Source organism: Paraniabella hibiscisoli (assembly GCF_022512515.1).
Taxonomy (GTDB): Bacteria; Bacteroidota; Bacteroidia; order Chitinophagales; family Chitinophagaceae; genus Niabella; species Niabella hibiscisoli.
In genome coordinates this window covers 2,673,849-2,698,418 of record NZ_JAKWBK010000001.1, presented here as the reverse complement: position 1 = coordinate 2,698,418, position 24,570 = coordinate 2,673,849, and the positions used below count along the sequence as shown (strand labels likewise).

The 24,570-nt window shown below is 42.0% G+C and carries 29 protein-coding genes and 3 pseudogenes; 13 read left to right on the top strand and 19 right to left on the bottom strand.

Going from position 1 to position 24,570, the window contains the following annotated elements:
• Window positions 1-18: 18 nt before the first annotated feature.
• The 3 genes from MKP07_RS17010 to MKP07_RS38835 are packed head-to-tail and all read right to left on the bottom strand — an operon-like array spanning window position 19 to window position 2,467.
• Window positions 19-582, bottom strand: coding sequence for a polysaccharide deacetylase family protein (locus MKP07_RS17010; RefSeq protein ID WP_240848243.1), 564 nt, complete (start codon window positions 580-582; stop codon window positions 19-21).
• A 5-nt stretch (window positions 583-587) separates the two neighbouring features.
• Window positions 588-1,703: a glycoside hydrolase family 9 protein gene (locus MKP07_RS38840; protein ID WP_317235844.1), complete on the bottom strand. Its 1,116-nt coding sequence runs from the start codon at window positions 1,701-1,703 to the stop codon at window positions 588-590.
• Window positions 1,700-2,467 (bottom strand): glycoside hydrolase family 9 protein, encoded by a 768-nt coding sequence (locus MKP07_RS38835; RefSeq protein ID WP_262919348.1) that lies wholly within the window; start codon window positions 2,465-2,467, stop codon window positions 1,700-1,702. The genes MKP07_RS38840 and MKP07_RS38835 overlap by 4 nt, the downstream gene beginning before the upstream one ends.
• A gap of 76 nt (window positions 2,468-2,543) precedes the next feature.
• Between MKP07_RS38835 and MKP07_RS17000 the strand changes: the two genes are divergently transcribed.
• Together MKP07_RS17000 and MKP07_RS16995 are read left to right on the top strand one after the other, a co-directional pair.
• The gene (locus tag MKP07_RS17000; RefSeq protein ID WP_240848242.1) at window positions 2,544-3,275 is read left to right on the top strand and encodes an SDR family oxidoreductase; all 732 of its coding nucleotides are present in this window, start codon (window positions 2,544-2,546) and stop codon (window positions 3,273-3,275) included.
• Between the two features lie 200 nt (window positions 3,276-3,475).
• Window positions 3,476-4,303 (top strand): SAM hydrolase/SAM-dependent halogenase family protein, encoded by an 828-nt coding sequence (locus tag MKP07_RS16995; protein WP_240848241.1) that lies wholly within the window; start codon window positions 3,476-3,478, stop codon window positions 4,301-4,303.
• 117 nt (window positions 4,304-4,420) lie between these two features.
• Here the strand turns inward: MKP07_RS16995 and MKP07_RS16990 are convergent, their stop codons facing one another.
• The 7 genes and pseudogenes from MKP07_RS16990 to MKP07_RS16960 all read right to left on the bottom strand — a co-directional run bounded on the left by MKP07_RS16990 (window position 4,421) and on the right by MKP07_RS16960 (window position 9,040).
• Window positions 4,421-4,807: an NTF2 fold immunity protein gene (locus MKP07_RS16990; protein ID WP_240848240.1), complete on the bottom strand. Its 387-nt coding sequence runs from the start codon at window positions 4,805-4,807 to the stop codon at window positions 4,421-4,423.
• 68 nt (window positions 4,808-4,875) lie between these two features.
• Window positions 4,876-5,376, bottom strand: coding sequence for a sterol desaturase family protein (locus MKP07_RS16985; RefSeq protein WP_240850900.1), 501 nt, complete (start codon window positions 5,374-5,376; stop codon window positions 4,876-4,878).
• On the bottom strand, window positions 5,304-5,801 hold the full coding sequence (locus MKP07_RS16980) for a hypothetical protein (RefSeq protein ID WP_240848239.1): 498 nt from the start codon (window positions 5,799-5,801) through the stop codon (window positions 5,304-5,306). Before MKP07_RS16980 ends, MKP07_RS16985 begins: the two co-directional genes overlap by 73 nt.
• Window positions 5,802-6,107: 306 nt before the next feature.
• Window positions 6,108-7,148: an N-acetyl-gamma-glutamyl-phosphate reductase gene (argC, locus tag MKP07_RS16975; protein ID WP_240848238.1), complete on the bottom strand. Its 1,041-nt coding sequence runs from the start codon at window positions 7,146-7,148 to the stop codon at window positions 6,108-6,110.
• Between the two features lie 30 nt (window positions 7,149-7,178).
• Window positions 7,179-8,345: pseudogene (locus MKP07_RS16970) on the bottom strand (argininosuccinate synthase); the annotation flags it as partial.
• 63 nt (window positions 8,346-8,408) lie between these two features.
• Window positions 8,409-8,762: a hypothetical protein gene (locus MKP07_RS16965; protein WP_240848237.1), complete on the bottom strand. Its 354-nt coding sequence runs from the start codon at window positions 8,760-8,762 to the stop codon at window positions 8,409-8,411.
• Between the two features lie 35 nt (window positions 8,763-8,797).
• The gene (locus tag MKP07_RS16960; RefSeq protein WP_240848236.1) at window positions 8,798-9,040 is read right to left on the bottom strand and encodes a hypothetical protein; all 243 of its coding nucleotides are present in this window, start codon (window positions 9,038-9,040) and stop codon (window positions 8,798-8,800) included.
• A gap of 387 nt (window positions 9,041-9,427) precedes the next feature.
• Between MKP07_RS16960 and MKP07_RS16955 the strand changes: the two genes are divergently transcribed.
• The gene (locus MKP07_RS16955) at window positions 9,428-9,874 is read left to right on the top strand and encodes a hypothetical protein (RefSeq protein ID WP_240848235.1); all 447 of its coding nucleotides are present in this window, start codon (window positions 9,428-9,430) and stop codon (window positions 9,872-9,874) included.
• A gap of 134 nt (window positions 9,875-10,008) precedes the next feature.
• Here the strand turns inward: MKP07_RS16955 and MKP07_RS16950 are convergent, their stop codons facing one another.
• Together MKP07_RS16950 and upp are read right to left on the bottom strand one after the other, a co-directional pair.
• A complete protein-coding gene (locus MKP07_RS16950; protein ID WP_240848234.1) occupies window positions 10,009-10,278 on the bottom strand; it encodes an SAM-dependent methyltransferase in 270 nt (89 codons plus the stop codon).
• A gap of 598 nt (window positions 10,279-10,876) precedes the next feature.
• The gene (gene upp / locus MKP07_RS16945; protein WP_240848233.1) at window positions 10,877-11,581 is read right to left on the bottom strand and encodes a uracil phosphoribosyltransferase; all 705 of its coding nucleotides are present in this window, start codon (window positions 11,579-11,581) and stop codon (window positions 10,877-10,879) included.
• 206 nt (window positions 11,582-11,787) lie between these two features.
• On the opposite strand from upp, the gene MKP07_RS38830 reads away from it, so the two are divergent.
• The 4 genes from MKP07_RS38830 to MKP07_RS38815 are packed head-to-tail and all read left to right on the top strand — an operon-like array spanning window position 11,788 to window position 12,873.
• Window positions 11,788-12,111 carry an anhydro-N-acetylmuramic acid kinase gene (locus MKP07_RS38830; RefSeq protein WP_262919347.1) on the top strand — a complete coding sequence of 108 codons (324 nt, stop codon included), beginning with the start codon at window positions 11,788-11,790 and terminating at the stop codon, window positions 12,109-12,111.
• Window positions 12,108-12,266: an anhydro-N-acetylmuramic acid kinase gene (locus tag MKP07_RS38825; protein ID WP_262919346.1), complete on the top strand. Its 159-nt coding sequence runs from the start codon at window positions 12,108-12,110 to the stop codon at window positions 12,264-12,266. The genes MKP07_RS38830 and MKP07_RS38825 overlap by 4 nt, the downstream gene beginning before the upstream one ends.
• Window positions 12,194-12,580, top strand: a complete 387-nt coding sequence (locus MKP07_RS38820) for an anhydro-N-acetylmuramic acid kinase (RefSeq protein ID WP_317236038.1) — start codon at window positions 12,194-12,196, stop codon at window positions 12,578-12,580. The genes MKP07_RS38825 and MKP07_RS38820 overlap by 73 nt, the downstream gene beginning before the upstream one ends.
• The gene (locus tag MKP07_RS38815) at window positions 12,511-12,873 is read left to right on the top strand and encodes an anhydro-N-acetylmuramic acid kinase (protein ID WP_317236037.1); all 363 of its coding nucleotides are present in this window, start codon (window positions 12,511-12,513) and stop codon (window positions 12,871-12,873) included. The genes MKP07_RS38820 and MKP07_RS38815 overlap by 70 nt, the downstream gene beginning before the upstream one ends.
• A gap of 119 nt (window positions 12,874-12,992) precedes the next feature.
• Here the strand turns inward: MKP07_RS38815 and holA are convergent.
• Window positions 12,993-13,987: pseudogene (gene holA, locus MKP07_RS42645) on the bottom strand (DNA polymerase III subunit delta).
• Between the two features lie 188 nt (window positions 13,988-14,175).
• Between holA and MKP07_RS16925 the strand changes: the two are divergent.
• Both MKP07_RS16925 and MKP07_RS16920 read left to right on the top strand, forming a co-directional pair.
• The gene (locus MKP07_RS16925; RefSeq protein ID WP_240848230.1) at window positions 14,176-14,691 is read left to right on the top strand and encodes a hypothetical protein; all 516 of its coding nucleotides are present in this window, start codon (window positions 14,176-14,178) and stop codon (window positions 14,689-14,691) included.
• Window positions 14,685-15,170, top strand: coding sequence for a hypothetical protein (locus tag MKP07_RS16920; RefSeq protein ID WP_240848229.1), 486 nt, complete (start codon window positions 14,685-14,687; stop codon window positions 15,168-15,170). The genes MKP07_RS16925 and MKP07_RS16920 overlap by 7 nt, the downstream gene beginning before the upstream one ends.
• 525 nt (window positions 15,171-15,695) lie before the next feature.
• Here MKP07_RS16920 and MKP07_RS16915 read toward each other — a convergent pair.
• The 6 genes and pseudogenes from MKP07_RS16915 to MKP07_RS16895 all read right to left on the bottom strand — a co-directional run bounded on the left by MKP07_RS16915 (window position 15,696) and on the right by MKP07_RS16895 (window position 19,361).
• Window positions 15,696-16,673, bottom strand: a complete 978-nt coding sequence (locus tag MKP07_RS16915; RefSeq protein WP_240848228.1) for a putative porin — start codon at window positions 16,671-16,673, stop codon at window positions 15,696-15,698.
• Window positions 16,674-16,681: 8 nt separating this feature from the next.
• Window positions 16,682-16,909: a hypothetical protein gene (locus MKP07_RS16910; protein WP_240848227.1), complete on the bottom strand. Its 228-nt coding sequence runs from the start codon at window positions 16,907-16,909 to the stop codon at window positions 16,682-16,684.
• Window positions 16,910-16,920: 11 nt separating this feature from the next.
• Window positions 16,921-17,345, bottom strand: a pseudogene (locus MKP07_RS16905) (putative porin).
• Between the two features lie 286 nt (window positions 17,346-17,631).
• Entirely contained in the window at window positions 17,632-17,757 is a 126-nt protein-coding gene (locus MKP07_RS38810; protein WP_262919345.1) for a hypothetical protein, read from the bottom strand.
• Between the two features lie 7 nt (window positions 17,758-17,764).
• Complete coding sequence (locus tag MKP07_RS16900; RefSeq protein WP_240848226.1) at window positions 17,765-18,589, bottom strand: purine-nucleoside phosphorylase; 825 nt, start codon at window positions 18,587-18,589, stop codon at window positions 17,765-17,767.
• A 352-nt stretch (window positions 18,590-18,941) separates the two neighbouring features.
• Window positions 18,942-19,361 (bottom strand): hypothetical protein, encoded by a 420-nt coding sequence (locus MKP07_RS16895; RefSeq protein ID WP_240848225.1) that lies wholly within the window; start codon window positions 19,359-19,361, stop codon window positions 18,942-18,944.
• A gap of 208 nt (window positions 19,362-19,569) precedes the next feature.
• Between MKP07_RS16895 and sucC the strand changes: the two genes are divergently transcribed.
• The 4 genes from sucC (at window position 19,570) to MKP07_RS16875 (ending at window position 24,528) form a co-directional block, all read left to right on the top strand.
• Window positions 19,570-20,721, top strand: coding sequence for an ADP-forming succinate--CoA ligase subunit beta (gene sucC / locus MKP07_RS16890; RefSeq protein WP_240848224.1), 1,152 nt, complete (start codon window positions 19,570-19,572; stop codon window positions 20,719-20,721).
• A gap of 545 nt (window positions 20,722-21,266) precedes the next feature.
• Window positions 21,267-21,716, top strand: coding sequence for a carboxypeptidase-like regulatory domain-containing protein (locus MKP07_RS16885; RefSeq protein ID WP_240848223.1), 450 nt, complete (start codon window positions 21,267-21,269; stop codon window positions 21,714-21,716).
• Between the two features lie 32 nt (window positions 21,717-21,748).
• Window positions 21,749-22,966, top strand: a complete 1,218-nt coding sequence (locus MKP07_RS16880) for a TonB-dependent receptor plug domain-containing protein (RefSeq protein ID WP_240848222.1) — start codon at window positions 21,749-21,751, stop codon at window positions 22,964-22,966.
• Entirely contained in the window at window positions 22,963-24,528 is a 1,566-nt protein-coding gene (locus MKP07_RS16875; protein WP_240848221.1) for a SusC/RagA family TonB-linked outer membrane protein, read from the top strand. The genes MKP07_RS16880 and MKP07_RS16875 overlap by 4 nt, the downstream gene beginning before the upstream one ends.
• The last annotated feature ends 42 nt before the right edge of the window (window positions 24,529-24,570 follow it).

Below are 24,570 nucleotides of genomic sequence, written 5' to 3'. Positions count from 1 at the left end.
AATCAAACTTTTTTTTCATCACGATAATTTCTCAATAGAGTACCCCAGGTTCTTCAATGTATTGATCATCGTATTTAAGTGTTCATACAACTTATCTTTCCTACGAGGATCTGTGCCTAAGTGTATCAAAATAAAGTTACCATTTAATCCATCTTGCCTCTCACGCTTCCACAATCTTTGCTGCAAACTGTCGCTGCTTCGGTAATTGGGCGACTGAGGCCAGGTATAATCTGCATTAGTGCCCGTGCCTGGTGTAAAACTGATCACCCGCAAACCATTCTCCCTGCACCAGCCTACCGTTTCTTTATTATACCATTCGTAAGGCGGCAAATACCATTGCCCCTTGCCTGCACCTGCCTTTTTTATTTCCAACAAAGACCGGTCCAAATCATGCTGAAATGAATCCCTGGTCACCAATAAAGAATCCCTTTTGCTCCAGTCGGCATATAACAAATGGCGATCGGAATGAGAACCCAGATAATGCCCTTCACGAACAATCCGCTGAACCGTAGTTTTAAAAGTTTTGTTACGTAAAAAATCTCCCGTAAGAAAAAAATTCCCTTTTACCCTTTGTGCTTTCAATACATCTAATATTTTCTTACCACCTTCGCCAAATTCGTGCGCTGAAAAAGCAGGTAGACTTTCTTTTCTTTCGGATCAAGCTTGATAACAGCTCCCTCTGAATCATACACCTCGTTTTGAGCACTATTATCCTGGAGTGATGATAAATAATAACTAAGACTGGCAGTACCATCCATGGTCGGTTCATTTGTAGAGTAATCACCAAAATCGTCGTGATACACTACCAGGTCGGACTGAAAATCTTTATACTCATCTTCAGCGTAAAGTTTTATACCGATCAGTTTATTCCAGATGCTGCCATATACAGGACCATCAACCAGCCCACCCGATATTTTGTATTGATACAGATAAGTAAAAGCAGAATGCGGATCCTTCGGAGCAACTCCAGATTGCGGCAAGTCGCAGATCATACTTGTTCCCCAGGGATTACACCCCAGCAACCAATCCCTCAGTGCCGCTTCTGGTTCGTTGTAGCGTTGATCTCCAGTTAGCTTTTTATACAAACTCATTTGCGTTAAAATACCTGCTACCAGGTTATTGGAGCACCATATAAAAGGAACTCCATTGAGAAAAGGAGTATTCTTGCCGCGCGCTACAACCTTATCGATACCCTGCTTTATAAAGGCGATATATTCGTCCCTATGTTCTATATCCAATTCGGCTCCCCAATAATGTCCCAGGTTTACAAAAGGGTACCATTGATAGTGATTAGCGGTATCAGCGCCCATCCAGGGCGTTACAGGCTCCAATCTTGCATATCGGATACCTTCATCCAGGTATCGCTTTTGCCTCGTTAGCTGGTAAAGGGATAGCGCCGCCAGCTCCATATCATCGGCATCATTATCTTCCGCATAAATATAGGGTGCCTTTACCGATAGGGTTTGTGTATTACCCGGGTATTGCCGGCCAAACTCATAAGCATCTCTGGCTTTTGCAATAAGAGTTTTGGCAAATGCGGGATAAAACTCTTTCATTACAATAGCACCTAATGCGAAGGCTGAAGCAAACTTACCGGCAGAGGAAGCTACACCACGGGTTTTATTTTTATACTTTTCGCCCTGCGGCTGCCCTGTTATAAAATAAACAGGTCTGGCCCAACCCTTACCGGGCCCATATTTCACACTATCTTTGGTGGAAGCCGCAAGCCGGCATGATCCCGGTCATCAGCTAACTGATTATAGTATTCACCCTTACCAGGATTCATCTTTACCAGCCAATCTAATCCCCATTTGGCTTCATCAATAATATCTGGAATCTTATTGGCGCCCTCATTGCCCCAGGCATCATAATGATCTGAAAAACTTTGAGGATGCTGCGTATAAGCAAAAAGCATCTGGTAAGTAGCATTGGCCGATGTAGGCAGGTACTGTAAATAATCGGAGGCATCGTGCCATCCACCAGATACATCTATGTAAGTGGAATCTTTGGATCGATCTTTATGATATACAATAAACCCATCCTGCCGGTGACAACTATCTTTTAAAAAAGGATTATAACCACTTCGCTGCTGGCGCATATATTTTAATATAAAATCAGCAGTTCCATTGTAGGTGCTATTTTGAATACGAAAGACCGGCGACTTCACTCCACCGGCTTCCAGGTAATAAGCACCTTCTTTGTTAAATTCCGAAAAATCAAGCCGCCAACTTTTTTGAAAAGCTGCGTATGATCCTGTTGCTAATGAAGGTCCGGACCAAACTTCTTTATTTGCAGCCGCATCTATTAACCTAAACTTCGAAAGGGACAGGCCTTCTTTGGCTACCAACACAGCAACCTTCCTAGCACCGCCCGTATATCCTAATTGATTAATTCGTATCCAGGCCTGCTGGGCAACGGCATGGAGAGAAAGAAGACTGATCAATAGTAGACAGACCGATCGGATCATAAACTGATATTTGAATCTAATTTACAAAAAATCAAAAGGGCGGCCTATATTGGTTTTTGACGTTTTATAAGTAGGTTTGCCAAAATCATCTTATCCTGTTTTAATGAATGTCCATTTCAAAGACAAAGTTGCGGTTATAACCGGCGGTACCGATGGCATTGGCCGGGCTCTTGTTGAGACGCTACTCAGCTATGGCGCTAAAGTGGCCACCTGCGGACGTAGTCATGACAAGCTTTATGAGCTACAGGCGCAACACCCTTCTCTCCCATTACATACTTTAGTGGCAGATGTAAGCCAGGAAGCTGATTGCAAAAAATTTATCGACTCTACTTTGAAGGTTTATGGCAGAATAGATCTTTTGATCAATAATGCCGGCATTAGTATGAGAGGCTTGTTTAAAGAGCTGGAACTGGATGTGATCAAAAAAGTAATGGACGTTAACTTCTTTGGTGCCATTTACTGCACGAAATTTGCACTGCCTGCGTTAATCGAAAACAAGGGTACCATAGTGGGTATTTCGTCTATTGCAGGTTACAGGGGACTTCCCGGCCGAACGGGCTATTCCGCAAGTAAATTTGCGCTGCAGGGTTTCCTGGAATCGTTAAAGACGGAATTAAAAGACGATGGTGTGCATGTGATGTGGGTAAGCCCTGGCTTTACCGCGTCAAAAATAAGAGACCATGCTTTGAATGATAAAGGAGAACAACAGAAGGAAAACCCGATGGATGAGGGCAAGATGATGACGGCGGAAGAATGTGCTGTGCTGCTACTGGACGCTATCAGAAAAAGAAAAGAACTTTGGTATTAACATTTACCGGAAAAGAAACCGTGTTCCTGAATAAGTTCTTTCCCGGCCTGGCAGACAAGCTGGTGCATAAGTTTTATTTTAAGAATAAAGAACTCATCAAATAGACATCTTCTCAGCAGCTGGTATAAATTGGTATCGTATAATAAAAAATATATAAATTGCACCGCTAAAATAAGAAGCGGATCGGCAGTAACTCCTAAATGAACTTTGTAACACTTACATCAGATATCGGGCATAACGACTACCTTATCGGGGCCATAAAAGCTCAACTGCTGCAAGCAAGCAATGATCTTCAACTTATAGATATTTCCCACAATATAGCACCGTTCAACTTCCCGCAGGCTTCTTATGTATGCCGGGGAGCATTTAAGAACTTCCCTGAATTCACCTATCATATCATACTGGTCAATCTTTTTGACAAGAAACCAAAAAACCTTTTACTCGCTTTTCATAAGAACCAATATATATTCTGCGCTGATAATGGCTTACTGAATATGATACTGGAGGAAAAGCCGGATATGGTAATGGGAATTAAACTGGATAAAGCTGCTAATAAGAATACTTTGTATTGCACCAAAGTAATTGCAGAAACCATTGCCCGCCTGGCCAATGGAGAGCCTATCCAAAAAATAGGTATTCCTGATATTACTTTCGTAGAGAAAAACCCCCTGCTCCCCCTGGAGAGCAACAATTTTATTGAAGGGCAGATCATTTTTATCGACAATTTTGAAAATGTGGTGGTAAACATCACCAAAATGCAGTTTGAAGACCAGCGCCAGGGGCGGGGCTTTAAAATTGTCTTTCTGAGAGATGAAATGATCAATAAAATAAGCGAGTCTTATGCCGATGTTCCCGAAGGTGAGAAACTGGCGCTTTTTAATAGCGCAGATTATCTTGAGATAGCCATTAATAAGGGGAATGCTGCAGGACTATTTGGCTTAAAAGGTTATTCGGACAAAGCCAGCCGTTCTTCGGTTATTATGCAAAACCAGCTGCTGTACCAAACAGTAAAGGTTTATTTTGAGTAAGGAGCGCTGCTGATTAGTTGCAAGCGATAGTATAACTGGATTATTTACTACTTTTTTCGCCAGGAGGCGAAAACATAGACTTTGAGGCGAGGACGCCTCAAACAGCTCGAGCGTTTTTTATTTACCGTGCACCAGCCTTACAATCTTACCGTTTCTATCATCAATAGCAATATAAAACACACCAGCAAACATAACATTTCCAGGAAGTGTGCCGGTTATAATCCAGTAATTTTTGGGGTGATATAATTTGTAAGGCTTTTGCTTAACAATTAGAGCCTCACCATATACACTAAAGAGAATGGCTTCAGCAAGTTTAAGTACAGTTGAGGAATCTTTTAGGAAAACCGATTTATTATCTATCACATTAAAAGCTGTGCTGTCTTTTAAACTCTTTTCAAGTGTTGCCAAGGCCAATTCTTCACTTAAAGCAGAGCGCCCCTTGTTTTGAGCATCAGCTAAGAAGAAACATAAAACTGCGGTACCTATCAGAAATGGGTGTTTCATTATATTGCTGGTTAACTTAATATAGTTAGTAAAATCAATCTATATACTTACCCAATTAATAACTCACTCTATCGATCACTCTGCTCATCCATATTCAAATTACTATCAAAAGGACTTTTGCTGAAAGGGTAAATACTTTGTTTGATGAACCCTTTGGGATATTCTGCTTCACGCACACCCGTACCGGCTGGCCATTCTTTACCAGGTAAATAATAGGTTCCGAAAATCCAGTCGATAAAAGGGAAAATAGACGCGAAGTTTTTACCATAATATTTAGGATCCTCACAGTGATGCCAATGATGATACTGCGGCGTAGTAAATATATACTTCAGTGGACCAAAATTGATCCGCACATTGGAATGAATCAATACCGCATGTATGGCTATAAATATTATATAAGCATTAAAAACGGGCTGCGAGAATCCCAGTATATACAAAGGTATAAAGGTCATAGCCCTGGTGAAAAATATATCGATAAAATGGGTACGGCTGCCCGCTAACCAGTCCATATTTTGTGTAGAATGATGCACCGAATGAAAACGCCATAAATACACATGATTATGAAAAATACGATGGGCCCAATATTGGAACAGGTCCGTTGCAAAAAAGCCAGTAACAAACCCAGGATAAAAGGGAGATCGGCTACCCAGGCATGTATTTTATCCAGCCCGATCCATCCAAAGAACAGCATGGCCGGTTTTTGCGTGACTACACCAAAAAATTGAATAAACAGGTGACTGATAGCAAAATAAACCAGGTCGGTTCTCCACTCCTCATGAAACCTTGCCTGTTTATTGCGTTTAGGAAAAAATAATTCAAGCGGCACAAATATAACGGCCATCAATAACAGGTCTAAGAGTAACCAATCCAAACCGATATGCCAGGAGGTTTTCTCAACGCTACGTCCCTCCATACCAAATGCGCCTAACAGAACGGCAATGCCAGACAACCCTGCCCCGATAGCAGCCAGTCTGATCTTTTTACTTAAGATCAAACTCAACAAAGCAAAAAGAAAGCGGCGATAATAACTGCGGTGATTAAAGAAGCCATGCTCTCACCCGTGTACACTTCTCTAAACTCTGGTGTGGTTAACCGCTCGGGATAGCGGAAGCAAAGCATTCCCCAAGTGCCAGTATAGAAAGAAAGATGGAGCAGTAGCCGCTGATGTAACCGCGACCTATTTTCAGTCGTTCATATTTAGCCATAAGCCAATAAATTTCTCTTAAAAGTGAAATTACTGATTCGCTTTAAAAACACAAGAGATTAAAGAGTCCTTCCAGCATCAATAAAACCGGCTTTGCTAAAAAGCAGCAGGCTTCAATCTCAATCCAAGTGTTTCGTCTAACCCAAACACCAGGTTCATATTATGCACAGCCTGACCGCTGGCGCCCTTTAAAAGGTTATCCAATGCAGAATGAACTACCAACTTATTGCCGGCCTTTTCCAAATGAATAACGGCTTTATTGGTATTCACCACCTGCTTTAAAAATACAGATGTTCGGCTTACCTGTGTAAAAGGATGGTCTTTATAGAAATCGTCGAACAGGGGATTCAGTTCTTCTAAGGCCAGATCCGTGGTCACCGTGGAGCTTACAAAAATGCCTCTGGTGAAATCACCACGCCAGGGCACAAAGCTCAGGTCAAAATCAGTATCATCACCCTGTAGCTGGTGTAAAGACTCTCCGATCTCACCCAGGTGCTGATGTGTTAAGGTTTTATATGCCTGTATATTATTGGCTCTCCAGCTAAAATGAGAAGTGGCACTTAAAGACTGCCCCGCTCCCGTGCTGCCGGTAATACCGGTTGTATAGATATCTTTTAGTAACCCGGCTTTTGCCAAAGGCAACAAGCCCAGTTGTATAGTAGTAGCAAAACATCCCGGGTTGGCGATGTTTTGAGCAGTTTTAATTTCTTCCTTATTCAGCTCGGGCAAGCCATATACAAAAGTACGATTGACAGAGGCCTGTACCCGGTCGTTCCTTAAACGAAAATCGTTGGCCAGGTCAATAATCTTTATTGTATCGTTAACAGGTTGCTCCTGCAGGAATTTAGTGGATTCACCATGCCCCAGGCAAAGAAACAAACAATCGATATCCTGTAAAACCTCACCGCTAAACTTCAGATCCGTATCACCAAGCAGGTCTTTATGCACGTCATAAACATATTTACCGGCATTGCTACGGCTGTGGATATAGCTGATGTTTACCTCCGGATGGTTGATCAGTAACCGGATCAATTCCCCGCCCGTATACCCTGCGCCGCCGATGATTCCTACGTTTATCATAATAATGAAGTTGATAGTGGACAGAGGACAGATGATAGCTACGACTTGTTCCGTCAACTGTCATCTGGTAACTGTCAAACTCTATTTTTAGAATTCGCTTGCGTTCTTTTGATTCACGCTTTCTTTTACCATGTGGTAAATGGCTGTTTGATTGCCAAATATACGCGTAAAGCCTTTTACATCATCGCCGGTGAAGCCAGCGTTCATTTCGCCATAGCTGCCAAAAGCGCTGTTCATGAGGTCAAACTCACTTTCAATACCTATTACCTGGTACCGGTAAGGATGTAATTGAATGAATACTTTACCCGTAACATTGCGTTGGCTGCTTTCAAGATAAGCTTCCATATCCCGCATTACAGGGTCCAGTATCTGTCCTTCATGCAACCAGGTTCCGTAAAACTGTGATACCTGGTCTTTCCACTGTAACTGCCATTTGCTCAACACATGCTTTTCCAACGCATGGTGACCTTTTAAGATCAGCATCGGTGCTGCGGCTTCAAACCCTACACGACCTTTAATCCCTATTATGGTGTCTCCTACGTGAATATCGCGACCGATACCATAAGGACCTGCGATCGTTTGTAAATATTGGATAGCTTCGGTAGGATGATCAAAAGCCTGACCGTTTATTTTTACTAATTCACCTTTCTCAAATTCCAGGCTAACTTCTTCACTACCGGTTTTAGTAACCTGCGTTGGCCAGGCTTCTTCAGGCAACAAACCTTTAGAGTTCAAAGTTTCTTTTCCACCTACGCTGGTACCCCAAAGTCCTTTATTAATAGAATAAACAGCTTTTTCGAAATTCATTTCAACACCCTTGCTCTTCAGGTATTCTATTTCAGATTCACGGCTCAGCTTCAGATCACGGATAGGCGTAATAATTTCTGTACCCGGAGCAATGATGTTTAACACCATATCGAAGCGTACCTGGTCGTTACCCGCACCGGTGCTACCATGCGCTACAGCGTCAGCGTTCAGGTGTTTGGCATAATCGGCTATATGAAGCGCCTGGCTCAGCCTCTCAGCTGATACGCTTAAAGGATAGGTATTATTTTTTAAGATATTACCAAATACCAGGTACTTTATGATAGAGTTATAATAGTTTTTACGGCATTTACCGTTTTATGCGATTTCACTCCCAGCTTTTTGGCATGAGCTTCTACCTGTTCTAATTCCTGCTCGCTAAAACCACCGGTATTTACGATAATGCTATGTACTTCATAGCCTTTGTCGTCGGTTAGATACTTTGCACAAAAAGTAGTGTCTAAACCGCCGCTGAAACCTAAAACAACTTTTTTAGCCATCTAATAATTTATTTTAATGAAAAAGTGAATTAAAAAATACTTTTAATGATGAGCCGCCGCCACCATTTTTTTCTTTACGACGAAAAGGCTTTAAAAATTTCCATTGCTTAAAGCGCAATAAACGCTCCAGGCCAGACTGATTTTCTTCAAAGAAAGCCTTTGTTTCTTCGGGCTCGTAGTGATCCTTGGGATCATATAGCATAGCTGTACACATGCAATTCTTTCTTTCCTTGCTCATCAGTATCTCATAGTTTACACAGCTCTTACATCCCGCCCAAAACTGCTCATCCTGCGTTAACTCTGAATAAGTAACCGGCTCATAGCCCAGTTCGCTATTGATCTTCATTACAGCTAAACCCGTAGTCAAACCAAATATCTTGGCCTGGGGATATAGCTTCCTGCTTAAATTGAAAATAGTTTGTTTGATTTTTTTAGCAACGCCGCTTTTACGAAAGTTAGAGAAACGATCAAACCCGAGTTAGCTACATACTCATTATGGCTCCAGGTTTCGATATAACAAAACCCCACCCAGTCGCCACCTTTGGTAAGGGCTATTACCGCCTTTCCTTCATCTATCTTTTTCTCAATATAATCGGGGCTGCGTTTGGCAATACCGGTGCCTCTTGCCTTTGCCGACGATTCCATTTCATCGGTAATGATGGTAGAATATTTTTGTCTTCAGAGACAGCTACTCTTACTATAATTTCCTGATTGTCCACTATTTGTATTTCTAAATTGTGTTGGGTGCCTGCCCGAAAGTTTGTTAAGTTCCGAATTTTTCCACTGACAGGCGCCTTTGGCGATAGGTATGTCCTGAGCATATAGGACAACAGCGTTGGGGACGCGGCGAAAATATAAACACATCAAAGCCTACCGCATACACGCCGGTCGTAATGTCCGGGTGAAACATGAAATGTTTGGTATGACTTAAAAGATTGTTCATATAAAAACAAATAGTACTTTTAGAGCCGCAAATTTAATGCAATAAATTAATATTGTATTATTAAAGTTTAATTAAGTAAAAACCTTTTTATGCCTATAGAACCCATTTCTGCATCAACCGTGCCACCTAAGAAACGAAGTGGCTGTGCCAGGTACTTTTTTATGGCCATTTTAGTAATTTTGCTGCTGGGATCAGGCTATATCTACTGGAAATTCTACTATCCCTACACTTCAGACGGCGTAAAATCGGGTTATTTGAACTTTGCCGTGGAAAAAGGTCAGTTATTTAAAACCTTCGAAGGCAAGCTGATACAGGAAGGAATAAGGGGTTCTGCAACCGGCGGAGTACAGTCCAATGAATTCGAATTTTCCATCAAAGACAAAAAAGTATTCGATATCCTGAAGATGAACTCAGGTAAACGTTTCGATCTTCATTACAAAGAGTATAACGGCGCACTACCCTGGCGCGGTAATACCCGGTACATTGTAGACAGTATTATTTCTATGAAAGAAGCCGCGCCCGCATCAGGCTTTTAAGAGGAAAATAGCCGGCTTCTTGTGCAAGTCAATAGTTTGCTGTTGCCATTGCTGTACCGTGCGTGTTTTTATCATTTCATCGGGCCCGGTAATGTTCACTGCCACGCATATTTTTGTAGCCGGCTGACAGGTTTTTACCAGGGTTTCCAGCATTGGGTTATTACGATAGGGGGTTTCAATAAAAATCTGTGTGCTGTTTTTTCTTTCGATTCGGCTTCCAGTTCTTTTATCGCCTTTATTCGCTCCTGACTATCAATAGGAAGATAACCTGCAAAAGCAAACTGCTGACCGTTCATACCACTGGCCATCAGCGCGAGCAAAATAGAGCTGGGACCTACCAGTGGAGCCACAACCGCACCCATTTCCTGGGCCGCACCCACCAGTATCTGCCCAGGATCTGCCACGCCCGGGCAGCCGGCTTCACTAATGATCCCGATCGTTTTACCTGCTTTCAGGCTGTTTCGAAAAGCATGAACCAGGTCCTGCTCAGCCTTTCCGATAGTAAACCACTCATAGTCGTCAATGATGATCTCCTTCTTCAGCTGTTTAATGTAACGCCTGGCCGAACGCTCATTTTCTACAAAAGTACATTACACTGCTCTATTGCGTCCAGAATATAGGCGGGCAGCACGTGCAGAGCATTGTCGTACAAAAAACTGGGAATAAGGTAAACCTGTGCAGACATAGCGATTATTTGTACAATGATACTACAATTAGCTTTCCCTCCCAATCGGGTGCGTTTAGTCAAGCTCATTTACACTACGCTCTGTGGCAACATCGCCTCGGCTGCTTTTACAAAGCCACTAATGTTCGCTCCTTTTTCGTAATTGATATGCCCTTACTCGTCTTTACCGTATTTAACACAGATATGACCAATATCAATTATAACACAAACACTCGGTTAACATCCATTAGTTTTTATATTTTTCGGGAAATTCAATTTCCGGGCACCTTGGAATGCTTATTTCGGAGCAGAAATTTAGTGCGGTTGATCGTGTATCCCTATAAAAAAAGCAACCCGGGAAGGTTGCTCAGACTTATGGGATATGATTTCGAATCAGTTTTGCGTTTTACTACCATAAGCCAGGTCGCCGCATCGCCCAGCCCCGGTACTATATAACCCTTGGCGGTAATTTCTTCGTCAATATCACCACACCAGATGGTTGCTTCAGGCACTTCCCTTGTCACATACTCTAAACCATCTACACATGCAATTGCTGCAGCAATATGAATTTCTTTGGGGTTACCTTCATTTTTCAGGTACTGGATGGTTTTCACCAGTGAAGCTCCGGTTGCGAGCATGGGATCAGAAACAATAACAATGCGGTTATCCAGGTCGGGAGTGCTTATGTATTCAATTTCAATTTCGAAACTGCCATCTTTGTGATGTTTTCGGTAAGCTGATATAAATGCATTATCACCTTTGTCGAAATAGCTCAACAATCCCTGGTGCAACGCTAAACCGGCACGCAGAATAGTCGCTAACACAGGCTGCTCTGATAACTTTTTACTGTTGGAAATCCCTAACGGCGTTTGCGTTTCCACGATTTCAAACGGTAGCGTCTTACTTATTTCGTAAGCGATCACTTCACCAATACGTTCTAAATTGCGCCTGAACCGCATTCGGTCATTCTGAACTTCCACATCTCTCAATTCACTTACCCAGTTACTCAGCAGACTATGATTCTCACTTAAATTAATGATCATTGGTATTGGCTTTTTTATGAAGCGATATAATTACTGGCGTGTTTTATTACTTTCGCAAACATACAGGATTTTATATTTCTTTATGAGTCAGGCCTGAGAATATCAATCCTCGCTGTTATTCGAATAAATTCGTATCGAAATATATTGAAATCTCAGGCAGGCAAGGCGCCTGTCATTTTATTATCGTTAAAACTTTCTACTCTACCATGATTTATCGTGCTATAGGTTTAATGAGCGGTAGCTCGCTGGACGGACTGGACATTGTATTTACTGAAATTCTCGAAAACGGCGGCAAATGGAAATATGAGCTTGTTCACGCGGCTTGTATACCCTACAGCTGTGAATGGGTGGACAAATTGAAGAACGCCACCTCGCTTTCTGCGCTGGATTACCAGCTTTTGCATACTGAATATGGTCATTATATCGGGCAACGGGTAAATGAGTTTATAGAAGAGTACCAGCTTCAGTTCAAAGTAGCCGTTGTTGCATCACATGGTCATACTACTTTTCATATTCCCGCTAAAAAATGACCGCCCAACTAGGTGATGGGGCCGCAATTGCAGCTACAACACAGCTGCCCGTGGTTACAGACCTTAGAGCAATGGATATTGCATTTGGTGGACAGGGAGCGCCTATTGTACCGATTGGAGAACAGCTTTTTTCTCCAACTACCAGTATTTCCTGAATATCGGTGGCATTGCCAATATATCGGTTAATAATGAAGGCGGCTATAAGGCTTTTGACATTTGTGCAGCTAACCGCGTATTAAATATGCTGGCTAACGAGGCCGGGCAGGAATTTGATAAAGACGGTGCCTTAGCCAGAAGCGGACAAACCAATCAGGCACTATTAAATGAGCTCAACGGGCTGGCTTATTACACTCACCCTATCCCGAAATCTTTAGCTAATAGTTTTGGTACCGATACCGTATATCCTATCATAAAAAACATGAGCTGTCTACCGCAGATGCCCTACACACTTATGTGGCCCATATTGTAAGACAGATCAAAAATGCTGTAATGGTTAACAGGGTTTCGCTTGACGGAGAGGAGCAATTGCTGGTAACCGGAGGTGGTGCATTAAACAGTTACCTCGTAGAACGTTTACAAGAAGCTTTGGGCTCCATACAGGTAGTAGTACCTGATGAGCAACTGGTGCAATACAAAGAAGCATTAATTATGGCCTTAATAGGCGTTTTACGCTGGCGTGAAGAATATAATGTACTGAGCTCTGTAACTGGTGCTGCACGTAACAGCGTAGGTGGCGCAATGTGGATGGGACAGGAAGAATAGGAAGAAGATGGCAGTTAACAGTTGACAGATACGGTATAAAAAGTACTGTTCATAGTTGATGGTTCATAGCCGCTTTTGATCAGCCATGAACTATAAGCGATGAACGATGAACACGCTCCCTACATCATAATCTTTACCACCATTTCTTTCAGCAGCTCTGCATCTTCTACCCTCGCAGCGTTAATGCCCAGGCTTTTCAGGTTGTAGATGTGCAAAAGCAGCAGTATTTTCTCCACATCCCTGAAACTATAGGCTTTTGAAGCCTGTATATAGCTTTTTACAAAAAACGGTCCTACACCAATCTGTTTGGCAATAGCGTCTTCGCCCCCGGAGGCACCGAAGACCATATAGGTTTTAATAAAAAATGAATAAAGAGAGGGTAATACCAGCTGTATGGGCGCTACTTTAGGATTGGCGGCAAAATATTGAATGATACGTACGGCTTTAGCCATATTGCGGGTAGCGATTGCATTCTGCAACTCGAATACATTAAACTCCTTGCTGATCCCTACATAATTCTCAACATCTTCTTCGGTAATGGATTTCCTGGCTCCGAGGTTGATCAGTATTTTGTCGATCTCGTTTTTATCCGGCTCAGGTCGTTACCGATATGGTCTACAATCAGGCTGTTAGCTTTCGGCGAAATAGTATAGCCCATATTTTTCACCACTGTATTTACCCATTCGGGCAGTGCATTATCATAAAGCTTCTTAGTTACAATGTACTCCGTTTTATCTTTTACCAGTTTAGCAAATTTGGTACGGGAATCGAGCTTTTTATCTTTAAAAGCGACTAATAATATGGTAGATGTCAAAGGAGTTTGTATATAGGGTTCCAGCTTATCTACATCTTTCATTTGCTGGGCTTCCTTGATGATTACTACCTGCCGGTCGGAGAACATAGGGTATTTACGGCAGGCATTCAGCACATCGGGCCAGGCAGCATCCTTTCCGTAAAAAATAGTCAGATTAAAGGATGCTTCACTTTCATTAAGTATATGATGTTCAGCATAATCTACTAACTGATCTACATAAAACTCTTCATCGCCTTCTATCCAATATATTGGTTTATAAGCGTTTTTCTTCCAATCCGATATAACCTTATCCACTGACATGCACGCAAGATAATTTTAAATCCCAAAATATTATCAAAATAACAATGATAGCACCTAGCTTCACTGATTTGGCATAGTTTATGTTTTGAGAGAAAAGACATTTTAAAAAATATCAGGAAATTTTTTAACCTACTGCATTAATTTGCAGTTTTTTAGTGCAGTTTTTAAATTAAAAAAATTATTGTTTTATGGCAAACACAAATTATCCCTCTGCCTCTCAGCAGCCATCCAATAATACACCCTCTGGCTCTAATGGTGGTAGAAACCTCATCATCGGTCTTTTAGTTGCCGCGTTACTGGGAACCTGGGGCTTTATGCTTTGGAATAAGAATTCAGCGTCTGAAGGCGGAAATGCTTTCTCTGGCACCGATGCTCAAACTGAAACCGTAATGTCGGAGTCAGATTCATTAAGACAAATGTTTAACCTTGCTGAAATGCGCCTGGATTCTATTACCGGTGCTAACAATAACCTTCAGGGTGAAAAAACAGCATTGCAGAAAGAGATCGATTCAAGAAAATCTGAAATCAACAAAATTTTAAGCAATAACAATGCTACTGCAGCAGACCTGAAAAGGGCCCGCCAGTTGATTGGCGAATTAAACGGCCAGATAGGACGACTGGAAGCACAGGTTACTCAACTAAAAGGTGAAAACCAGGAGTTGACAGCACGCAATACTCATTTAACATCAGAAAAAATGTGTTAAGCCAGAACCTGGACATGCGTACCGCTGAAAATGACGAACTAGCAAATACCGTTGACGTGGCTAGCACCCTTGCAGCTTCAGGCATGTCTGTAACTCCCCTGAAAGAAAGAAAAAATGGCAAAGAAAAAGAAACAAGTTTTGCCAGAAGAGTTGATAAATTACAGATCGCTTTCAATATAGAAAACAGGATCACGACATCCGGACCGGCCGACCTGTACGTTATTGTAACAGACCCTAAAGGTGCAATCGTTCAAAATTCAGAATTAGGATCAGGCGCTATGACTACCCGCCAGGATGGTGATAGAAACTTTACAGCGAAAATCCCTGTAGAATACGAAACCGGTACCCGTAAAGGTGTTTCGTTTCCTATTAAAAACTTAGAAGGTTTTAAACCCGGTGATTACAAAATTGAGGTATATCATAATGGTTTTAAAATAGGAGAAGGTATCAGAAGCCTGAGAAAAGGAATCTTTGGTTAATAACATCAGAAACCCAGATATAAACGCCGCCTCGCAAGGGCGGCTTTCCTTTATATATATGTTGGATATACCAGGAATCTCAAACACAGAAGCGACGTACGAAAATTTGATGCGCCCAATAGGGCTATTGAGGGAATGAAAACTGTTAGCGCAAAAGTGTTAGATGCCCCTGCTAACGGATCAGTGCTCCTACTCATTTCTCCGTTTTGTGAAGATTTGCATACAGCAAAAGCCCAATCTCGGAGAGAACACAATACCGTAAAAGAGAGCCCTTGTACTATTAACGGTACCGCTTTATATGACCGTTATGAGAATAGTTCAGAAATTAGCTGAAGAACCAGGTTGCACTAAGGAGATTGGGGTTACAGTGCTTTTTTGGGGGCACATGTATTAACGGAGGCTCGCTCCTGTAATCTCCCGCGAAAAAGCTCCGACAACAGATCAGCCATTCTATGCGGTAATACTATGGTTGCTACAATAGTGCAATTTCCGGTTTTGCCCCAGGATGATCAAAAATAAAAAACATTAATTAACAAAGCCCCAGAAGATGCCAAATCGTATAATTAACCCGGCATAGGGATAATCAGGTGCGGCAAAGTTGCTATTGGTAAATCCGTAAGAAGTACTTCCATCCACCGCCCTCAGGCTTCTAAATGTGTTGAGGTTTTCTGCCCGCAGAAATGCTCTGAAAGAATTAATCCGGAAATGAACAAAAGCCGCAATATCAGGAAGCTTGTATTTAACAGTAGTGCTATCCTGGTAAAAAAACTGCCCTAACAAAGGGGAGTAATTATTGCCTTTATAATTGGTGCGGTAGCGGGTATCAAAACCCATGGCTATCTTGAGGTTGTTAAAGCCCAGATTGCCTTCGTACATAATACGGTTGCGGGTTAACCAGGAAGGTACATTAACAGGACCGTTGCCAATTACCTGCTGAAAATAGTTATCGGATATCCATTTATACTGCCTCTTTTTGCCAAATGCAAAAGTTTTATGAGCAGATATCTGTAACATGTTGAAGAGAGGCGCCTGGTTGATTTTATAAAAATCGGTATAATAAATATAGTTATTCACAAGGTAGTAATGACCCGTTAACCTTAATTTGATCAAGGGCTGGTACAAAGTTGCATACAGGTGCGTGCTGTTTTCTTTTTTAAGATTCAGGTTTACAGTATCTGGTAAAAAATAAAAAGAGCTGCCCGGATTGGTGATATAAGAAGGACTCCGGTTTACATTTTCAAAACCCAGCTTGAGGGAACCTATCTTTTCACCGAAAGAGCTCTGAATACTTGCCGCTATATCATAATCTCCGGCATTCATGCCTACAAAGTACAGGTTACCTCGAGCTAAAAGATCCCAGCGTTGATTTTTTGTGCGGTTACGATATTCACCATGCCCTATCAGGTTATACCCTTTATTGGTTTTATCATCAGCATAATTAATGCCATCAGAGGTTTCAGTAACACCATCTCTGAATATGCCCGTAAGATTTTGCAAAGCCACACCCAGCTTTAAAAATTGCTGCGTATTTTTTTTTCGTCGGGGAAAGTGTAGATAGAAAAATCATTCATCAGCTCCTTCCAGTAGTCTTCTCTTCTAAAAAGGGAGTTTACCGAAGGCAGGTTGTAATAATCGTTATAGTAGTCTGAACGGGGACTTGCATCAGAAAACAGGTATTTGTAAGTACTATAACGAATGGTATGCTCCAGGCGTACACGAGGAAAAAACAAGGGTATCACGGTACTGTCATTTACCAGCGAGTCTTTACGGCCCAAATCGTACTGATGCCGCATAACAGCATTAAAATCTTCATAATTATTACCGGTAGGCACATCCGTATTAAAGATACCGGAACCAGCCCCTGATCGCCGCCCAGTTTGGTATCAACCCGTATCCGCTCGGCATAGTCAGGGTTATCTATGTAGTTGGCATCATTAAGAATACCGCCGCTCTCGCCACCTTTCAGCTTGTTCGCAATAATGGCTATATAGTTGGTATAACGCCTGTCCTCGGTTTGAAACCAGTTGGTAACTGCATAATTATTGTGGCTGGCTTTCTGGTTGCGATAGATGCCCGAGCTCCAATCATGCGATAATGCACGCTGGCATTCCACTGCGGTTTAATGTTTTGGGTATGCATCAGCTCAATCATTTGTTCGCTGCGTGTACCCAACATATAGCTTATTTCAGAATAAGGCCTGGTTACTGTAAAAAACGGGCTTTATCAACTGTAAACTTATAAATATCGTATGCATGAAAACCTGCATCCCAGCCGGATTTCATGTTGGGAGCAAACAAAAAAGACTGGGCAGCTGCTCCTGTATTGGACAGGTGATAGTAATCCGCAGGAATTGGATACTTTGCGGTGAAATCATTGATAGTTGAATCTACCCGGTAAGCCCTTGCTGTGTCGAGATAGCGAAAACTAATGGTAACAGAATCTTCAAATTTGTTTCTCCGCCCTATTGAGTCGGCACCGCCACCGCATTAGCAATGCCTCTAAACCTGTCGCCAACGCCCCTGACAGGGTTTTGAGCAGATACGGACAATCCCGCTACAATCAATACCAGTAAAAATATCCCCCTCATTAAATCTCTATAAAGCTTTTATCAATTCGGTAAATAAATGTGCCAGTTTAGGCTCAGCTGCATTAGCGGCTTCCAGCACTTCTTCATGCGTAATTACATTCTCTTCCTCGCGGATGCCCAGATCGGTTATAATGCTCACGGCAAAAACATCCATTCCCATGTGATTGGCAACAATACACTCCTGCACCGTGCTCATACCCACTGCGTCAGCCCCCACAATTTTAATCAGCCTGTATTCTGCCCTGGTTTCGAAAGTAGGTCCTGTTACTACAAAGTAAACACCCTCGTGTAGCTTTATAGAAGCAGCCTGCCCTATTTCCCTGGCTTTGGCGATCAAATGTCTTTTGTATGGTTCGCTCATATCCGGGAAGCGGGTGCCCCACTCTTCAATATTCTTACCGATTAGCGGGTTGGGCGTGCTGAAACTGATATGATCATTGATGATCATAATATCTCCCACATTAAATGCCTCATTTACCCCACCCGCTGCATTGCTTAACAAAAGCGTTTGTATACCCAGCATTTTCAACACCCGTATAGGGAAAACTACTTCCTGCGGAGTGTACCCTTCATAGTAATGAAAACGTCCGCTCATTGCTACCACCTTTTTACCCGATAGCTCGCCAAAGATCAATTTACCTGAGTGACCTTTAACGGTTGATACCGGGAAATTAGGTATATCCGTATACGGAACTTCTTTCTCTACCCTTATTTTTTGTACAAAATTACCCAGCCCGCTTCCCAATATAATAGCCACCTGGGGTTGCCCATCATATTGTGCCTTTAAGAAAGCAGCCGTTTCATTCACTTTTTGTACAATAATCTCACTCATAGGGATATTATTTTAAGTGAGCAAATATAGTGAAAGGGAATAGCTTAGCAGAAGTTGAAAACGTTAATACCTTTGTACACCTTAGTTTTATTAATATTTTAAGATAAACCTGTTTTGCTTAGCTTACAGCTAATAACCAATTAGCCTAAGATTTTAAATAAAATAGGGTTAAGAAACGCTCCAATGATTAGGATAATTGTTTTCCTGTTTTCGGTTTATCTATTTGCCAAGCAGCTCGTCTCGCTTAGCGGGCAAAAAAGAGCCTGCTATTGTTAACAGACTCTTCCTGAATATACGGAGCAATTACTTGCTATATTGAGCATTCAGCTTGTCTATCTTCTTTTGAATTTCGTTAATGTTTTTTCAGATTTAGCGAAACTCCCTCTTTATCAGCAAGTTTTGAGGTCAGTTTTACGGCCTGCTTATTATCGCTGGCAGCCTTATCCGAATCCTTTTTAGCTTTTTTGGCAGCAGCTTCGTTACCGGCGCTTGCCGACATTTGAGCGGCCGATTCTTTACTATCGGTTGCAGATTGAGCCGCCTTTTCATTGGCCTTCTGCAAATCGCTTCTCAAACCCGTCAAGTCATTCTGGCTTTCAGCTAACTTTATTTTCTCTTCGTACAGGTCTACATTTAATTTTGCCAGGTCTTTATTATACTGTAGCACCTTGATCGAATCTTTTGAAACCGTTGCCGTTTGGGCATTTGCTGCCATACCCCAACCCAATGTGGTTAAACTCACTAATAATAGTTTAATGTTTAAGCATTTCATACTAAAAAATTTAAACTGAAAATTGCAAAAACATTGTTTACAAAAAAGTAATATTCGATGAAATGCCCCATTCATTCTATGAAGGAGGTCTAAAGTCAAACTTTGAATGTAAACTTTAAACTTTCCTCTTATCTTCGTGCCAAAAGTTTTTTACTATGAACCTTCATGAATATCAGGCGAAAGAGTTACTAAAAAATACAATGTACCCGTGCAGGAAGGCTACGCATGTAGTTCCGTTCAGGAAGCTGAGGAAGCTTATCGTAAGATAAAAACTGACAGTGGCAGCAAGTTCGCTGTTGTAAAAGCACAGATCCACGCCGGTGGTCGTGGAAAAGGCACTGTAAAAGAAACAGGCATTAATGGTGTAAAAGTTGCTAAATCTTTAGAGGATATCCAGGAGTTTGCCCAGGGTATTTTGGGTGGCACCCTGGTAACTATACAAACAGGACCTGCCGGTAAAGTAGTGAACAAAATATTTGTAGGTCAGGATATGTATTATGACGGCCCTAGCGAAAGACAAGAGTTTTATTTGTCTATTCTGTTAGATCGCTCTAGTGGTAAGAATGTGATCATGTACAGCACCGAAGGTGGTATGAACATTGAAGATGTGGCGCATGATACTCCGGAAAAAATATTCAAAGAATTCGTACACCCATCAGGCGGCCTTCAGGGATTCCAGGCAAGAAAAATTGCTTTTAACCTGGGTTTAAAAGGTGAAGCTTTTAAAAATTGCGTAAAGTTCGTAATCAATCTATACAATGCTTATGTAGGATTAGATTGCGGCATGCTGGAGATCAACCCATTGTTCAAAGCAGCTGACGATAAGATCATAGCGGTAGACTGTAAAATGAGTTTGGACGATAATGCAATGATCCGCCACGCAGACCTGGCTACTTTAAGAGATATTACTGAAGAAGATCCGACTGAAGTTGAAGCGGGTAAACATAACCTGAACTTTGTAAAACTGGATGGTAATGTAGGTTGCATGGTAAATGGCGCCGGATTGGCAATGGCTACGATGGATATGATCAAACTGAGTGGTGGTGAGCCTGCCAATTTCCTTGATGTAGGCGGTACAGCCAATGCTCAAACAGTAGAAGCCGGATTTAAGATCATTATGAAGGATCCAGCTGTAAAAGCTATCCTGATCAATATCTTCGGAGGTATTGTTCGTTGCGATCGTGTAGCTGCAGGTGTTATCGACGCTTATAAAAACCTGGGCAATATCGAAATTCCTATTATTGTTAGATTGCAGGGAACCAATGCTACAGAAGCGAAGAAGCTGATTGATGAGAGTGGCTTAAAAGTACAATCTGCTATCTTGTTGAGCGAAGCTGCAGATCTGGTGAAAAAGCAGTAGCTTAATAACATATATGTAAGTAACTATTTTTTTGATGCAAAGCCTGTAAGCAACTCTTACAGGCTTTGTTATTTTATGTTTTAACGAATTTCTAATCCCTCTTCGATTGCTTTGGCCAAGTTATTGTAACGGTTGGCTGACAATAGAAAATTTATACCAAACCCTATAGAACAAACTATGTCCTTGAAGCTAAACCGTACATTGCTATGCCTCATAGCCATTATAACCTCTTGCAATTTATTACAGGCACAAACGATTAAAGGCAAAGTAATCGGCAAAACAGGTATCGGCTTAAGCGATACCCATCTTTTAAAACAGGCTCAGCCGATACAACCCAAACTGACACGGAGGGCATTTTTAATTTAAAAGCCAGCCCCGGAGATTCCATACAGATCAGGAATAGCCTTCTCAATCTAAGTCTGTCTTTTGTAGCTCCTGCGGCAGATAGTGTTTTAATCCAAATTAAAGATAACAGTGAGATTGAAGTAGGTAGCTGGAAGAAAAGCAACAGTATTAAAGACTCCATCACCGGCCAGGCACAGAAAGTGGTTGACTCAGTCAAAAAACAAGCCGTACCGTTAACTGACAGCGCTACAGCCGCAGCAGTAACAAATACGGGAGATACTGTTTTTATAAAAGGCAGCGTAACCAACAGTACCGGAGAGCCCCTGCCATCCGCCAGCATAGAATATCCAAACGGGAAATTGTATACGGCAGGAGCAGATGGCAGTTTCTCCATTCCTTTTATCCCTAACGCCAAGGTACGCTTCTCTGCGGTAGGCGTTGCAGCACAGGAGAGAATACTTACTTCAGCCAACGCATTAACGATACAATTACAGCAAACGGCACCTGAGCAGCTGGAAGAAGTGACGGTAACAGCATTAGGCATTTCGAAAAAGAGCCGATCGGTAGGCTATGCGGTATCGGAAGTAGATGGCAGCGATATTCAAACGGCCAAGGAAGTAAACTTCGTAAATAGTTTAGCAGGTCGTTAGCCGGTGTTCAGATATCTACCAACAGCGGATCAATGGGTGGCTCTACCAAAGTAAATATCAGGGGGCCTAAATCTATCCAGGGTGATAACAACGCTTTGTTTATTGTAGACGGGATTCCTTTCAGTAATTTAAATACCAATACAGTTAATCAACAGATTGGCGGTGGTGGGTTTGATTACGGAAGTCCGATACAAGACATCAATCCTGATGATATTGACCAGATATCAGTATTAAAAGGGGCAGCAGCCACTGCTCTTTATGGCAGCCGTGGACAGAACGGCGTAGTGCTTGTAACTACTAAAAAATCTGCAGGGGCTAAAACCTTCGGCGTTAACTACAGCTTAAATGTTCAATCAGACAAAGTTTATATTTTACCTGAATATCAAAACCTTTATGGCGGTGGCAGCAGCGGAAAATTTGATACACTTTGGTATAATAATAATGCTGATTACTTTTTATCAGCAGGCTCGGCCACTTACAACGATCCAGTTAAAGGGCGCTACGATTTAATGCCTGAATTTAGCGTGGACGAATCATGGGGACCCCGCCTTGACGGAAGATTGGTAAGACACTATTGGTCTTTCGACAAAAACAAGGGCAACCCGGATTTTGGTATTACAGCTCCATGGGCACCGCAGCCTAATAACGTAAGAGATTTTTTCCAAAGCGGGCTTACGATCACTAATAGCATAAGTATGGGAGGCAGCAACGAGCGGGGCTCTATACGCATTGCATTTGCAGATACCCGGCAACGTTTTGTATTACCCAACTCAAAGCTATCGCGCACCAACGCGGGTATTAACGGAACTTACAAAATAACAGACGATCTTATAGCATCAGCAGGTGTAAGATATGCTTATACAGAAGCGAAAGGCCGACCAGGCACGGGTTTCACGGGTCAGAACATGATGATGCTATTTAGTGAATATGGGCAGCGTCAGTGGGATATGGATAGAATGAGAGATTATAAATATGCTGATGGCACCCAAAGAAGCTGGAACAGAAGGTCATTTGCCAGTGATACGCTTGCTTTTTCGAATAACCCTTATTGGACAAGATTTGAAGAATACCAAAATGATAGCCGAAGCAGGATATTTGGTTCTTTAGGATTAGACTATACGGCTACTGATTGGCTCACCTTAAGTACCAAAGTCTTTATGGACACTTATAACAGCTTACAGGAAGAGCGTTCTGCAAAAGGATACCAGCCTGGAAGCTATATGAGGAACACGATAGACTTTAGGAAATGAACTATCTCGCTACGGCGAACATAAGGAAAGATCTTGGCGAACAATTCAACATCAATGTAACAGTTGGTGGAAATATAATGCGTCAAAATGCTAAATTATTCACAGGAAGTACAACTACAGGTCTAGGATCAGCGGGGGTATATACCCTGGCCAACAGCTTGGGTCCGGTTTTAATCACAGAGCAAAACCCACGTAAACAGATCAACTCTGTATTCGGAACTGCAACGATCGGCTTCACTAATAGTGTATTCCTGGAATTAACGGGAAGAAATGATTGGTCGTCAACGTTATTACGTAACGGCAGTCCTCGTCCCTACTTCTATCCTTCAGCCTCAACCTCTATTATATTTTCCGACTGGATTAAAAATGCAGACTGGCTGAACTTTGGTAAGTTAAGAGCGGGCATTGCTCAAGTGGGTAACGATACGGATCCTTATAATCTTTTTACGGTATACCAGGCTCCCATTCAATTCAACGGGCAATCTATGACGGGTGTTGACCCAACCAGAAGAAATCCCAACCTCTTGCCTGAAATGAGCACAGAAAAAGAAGCTGGCATTGAACTAAAAATGCTTAATAACCGGTTTGGAATAGACTTTACCTATTATGATCGCATAACCAAAAACCAGATCATCTCTATCCCGGTATCACAAACAACAGGTTATACCAACTCTATTATTAATCTTGGCAAAATCAATAACCGGGGTATTGAAATACGCGTAGACGGAACCCCGGTAAAGTCGCAGAATTTCAGCTGGAACATTGCCGTTAACTTTTCCCGGAATATCAACAAGGTTCTTGATCTTGCCCAAAATGGCCAGGAGATCACAGACAGAGTGGTGATAGGCCAGGAAAGAAGAATGACACCGCCCGTAGCACTGGTTGCGGTGAAAGGCCAGCCACTGGGTACCCTGTACGGGTTTGATTATGCTTATGACAACCAGGGACGTAAGATACTAGACTCAGCAGGCTTGTATCAACTCACGAATACCACTGTTCCTTTAGGTAGCGTATATCCAGATTTCGTAGGCGGCATCACGAATGCTTTCAGCTACAAAAATATTTCATTAAGAACACTCATCGACTTTAGCCAGGGTGGCAAATTCTTTTCGTATACCAACATGTATGGCAAATACTCTGGCTTGCTGGCGGAAACCGCTGAAAACGGTATCCGGGAAAATGGGGTACCTGTATCAGGTGTAGTAGAACAGTCTGATGGAAGCTATGCACCGTACTCGGTAAATGTGCCCGCAAAAACCTACTATCAGGCCAACTTTGGCAGGAATAACAATGTGCATAGTGCTAATATTTATGACGCCAGCTATATTTATTTGAGAGAAGTAACTCTAGGTTATCAATTGCCGGGGTCGTGGTCAGAAAAAATCAACTCAGACAATATTACCCTTTCACTTTATGGAAGAAACCTGTGGCTAATTAAATCTAATGCACCTAATGTTGACCCTTCCAACCTGGCAAACGGTTCAGGTAACATACAAGGTTTTGAAGGAGGTGCTTTACCTTCCGTACGTTCTTTTGGTTTAAACCTAAACATAGCTTTCTAATCTAACCCTATCAACAATGAAATATCTATATATAATTTCCGG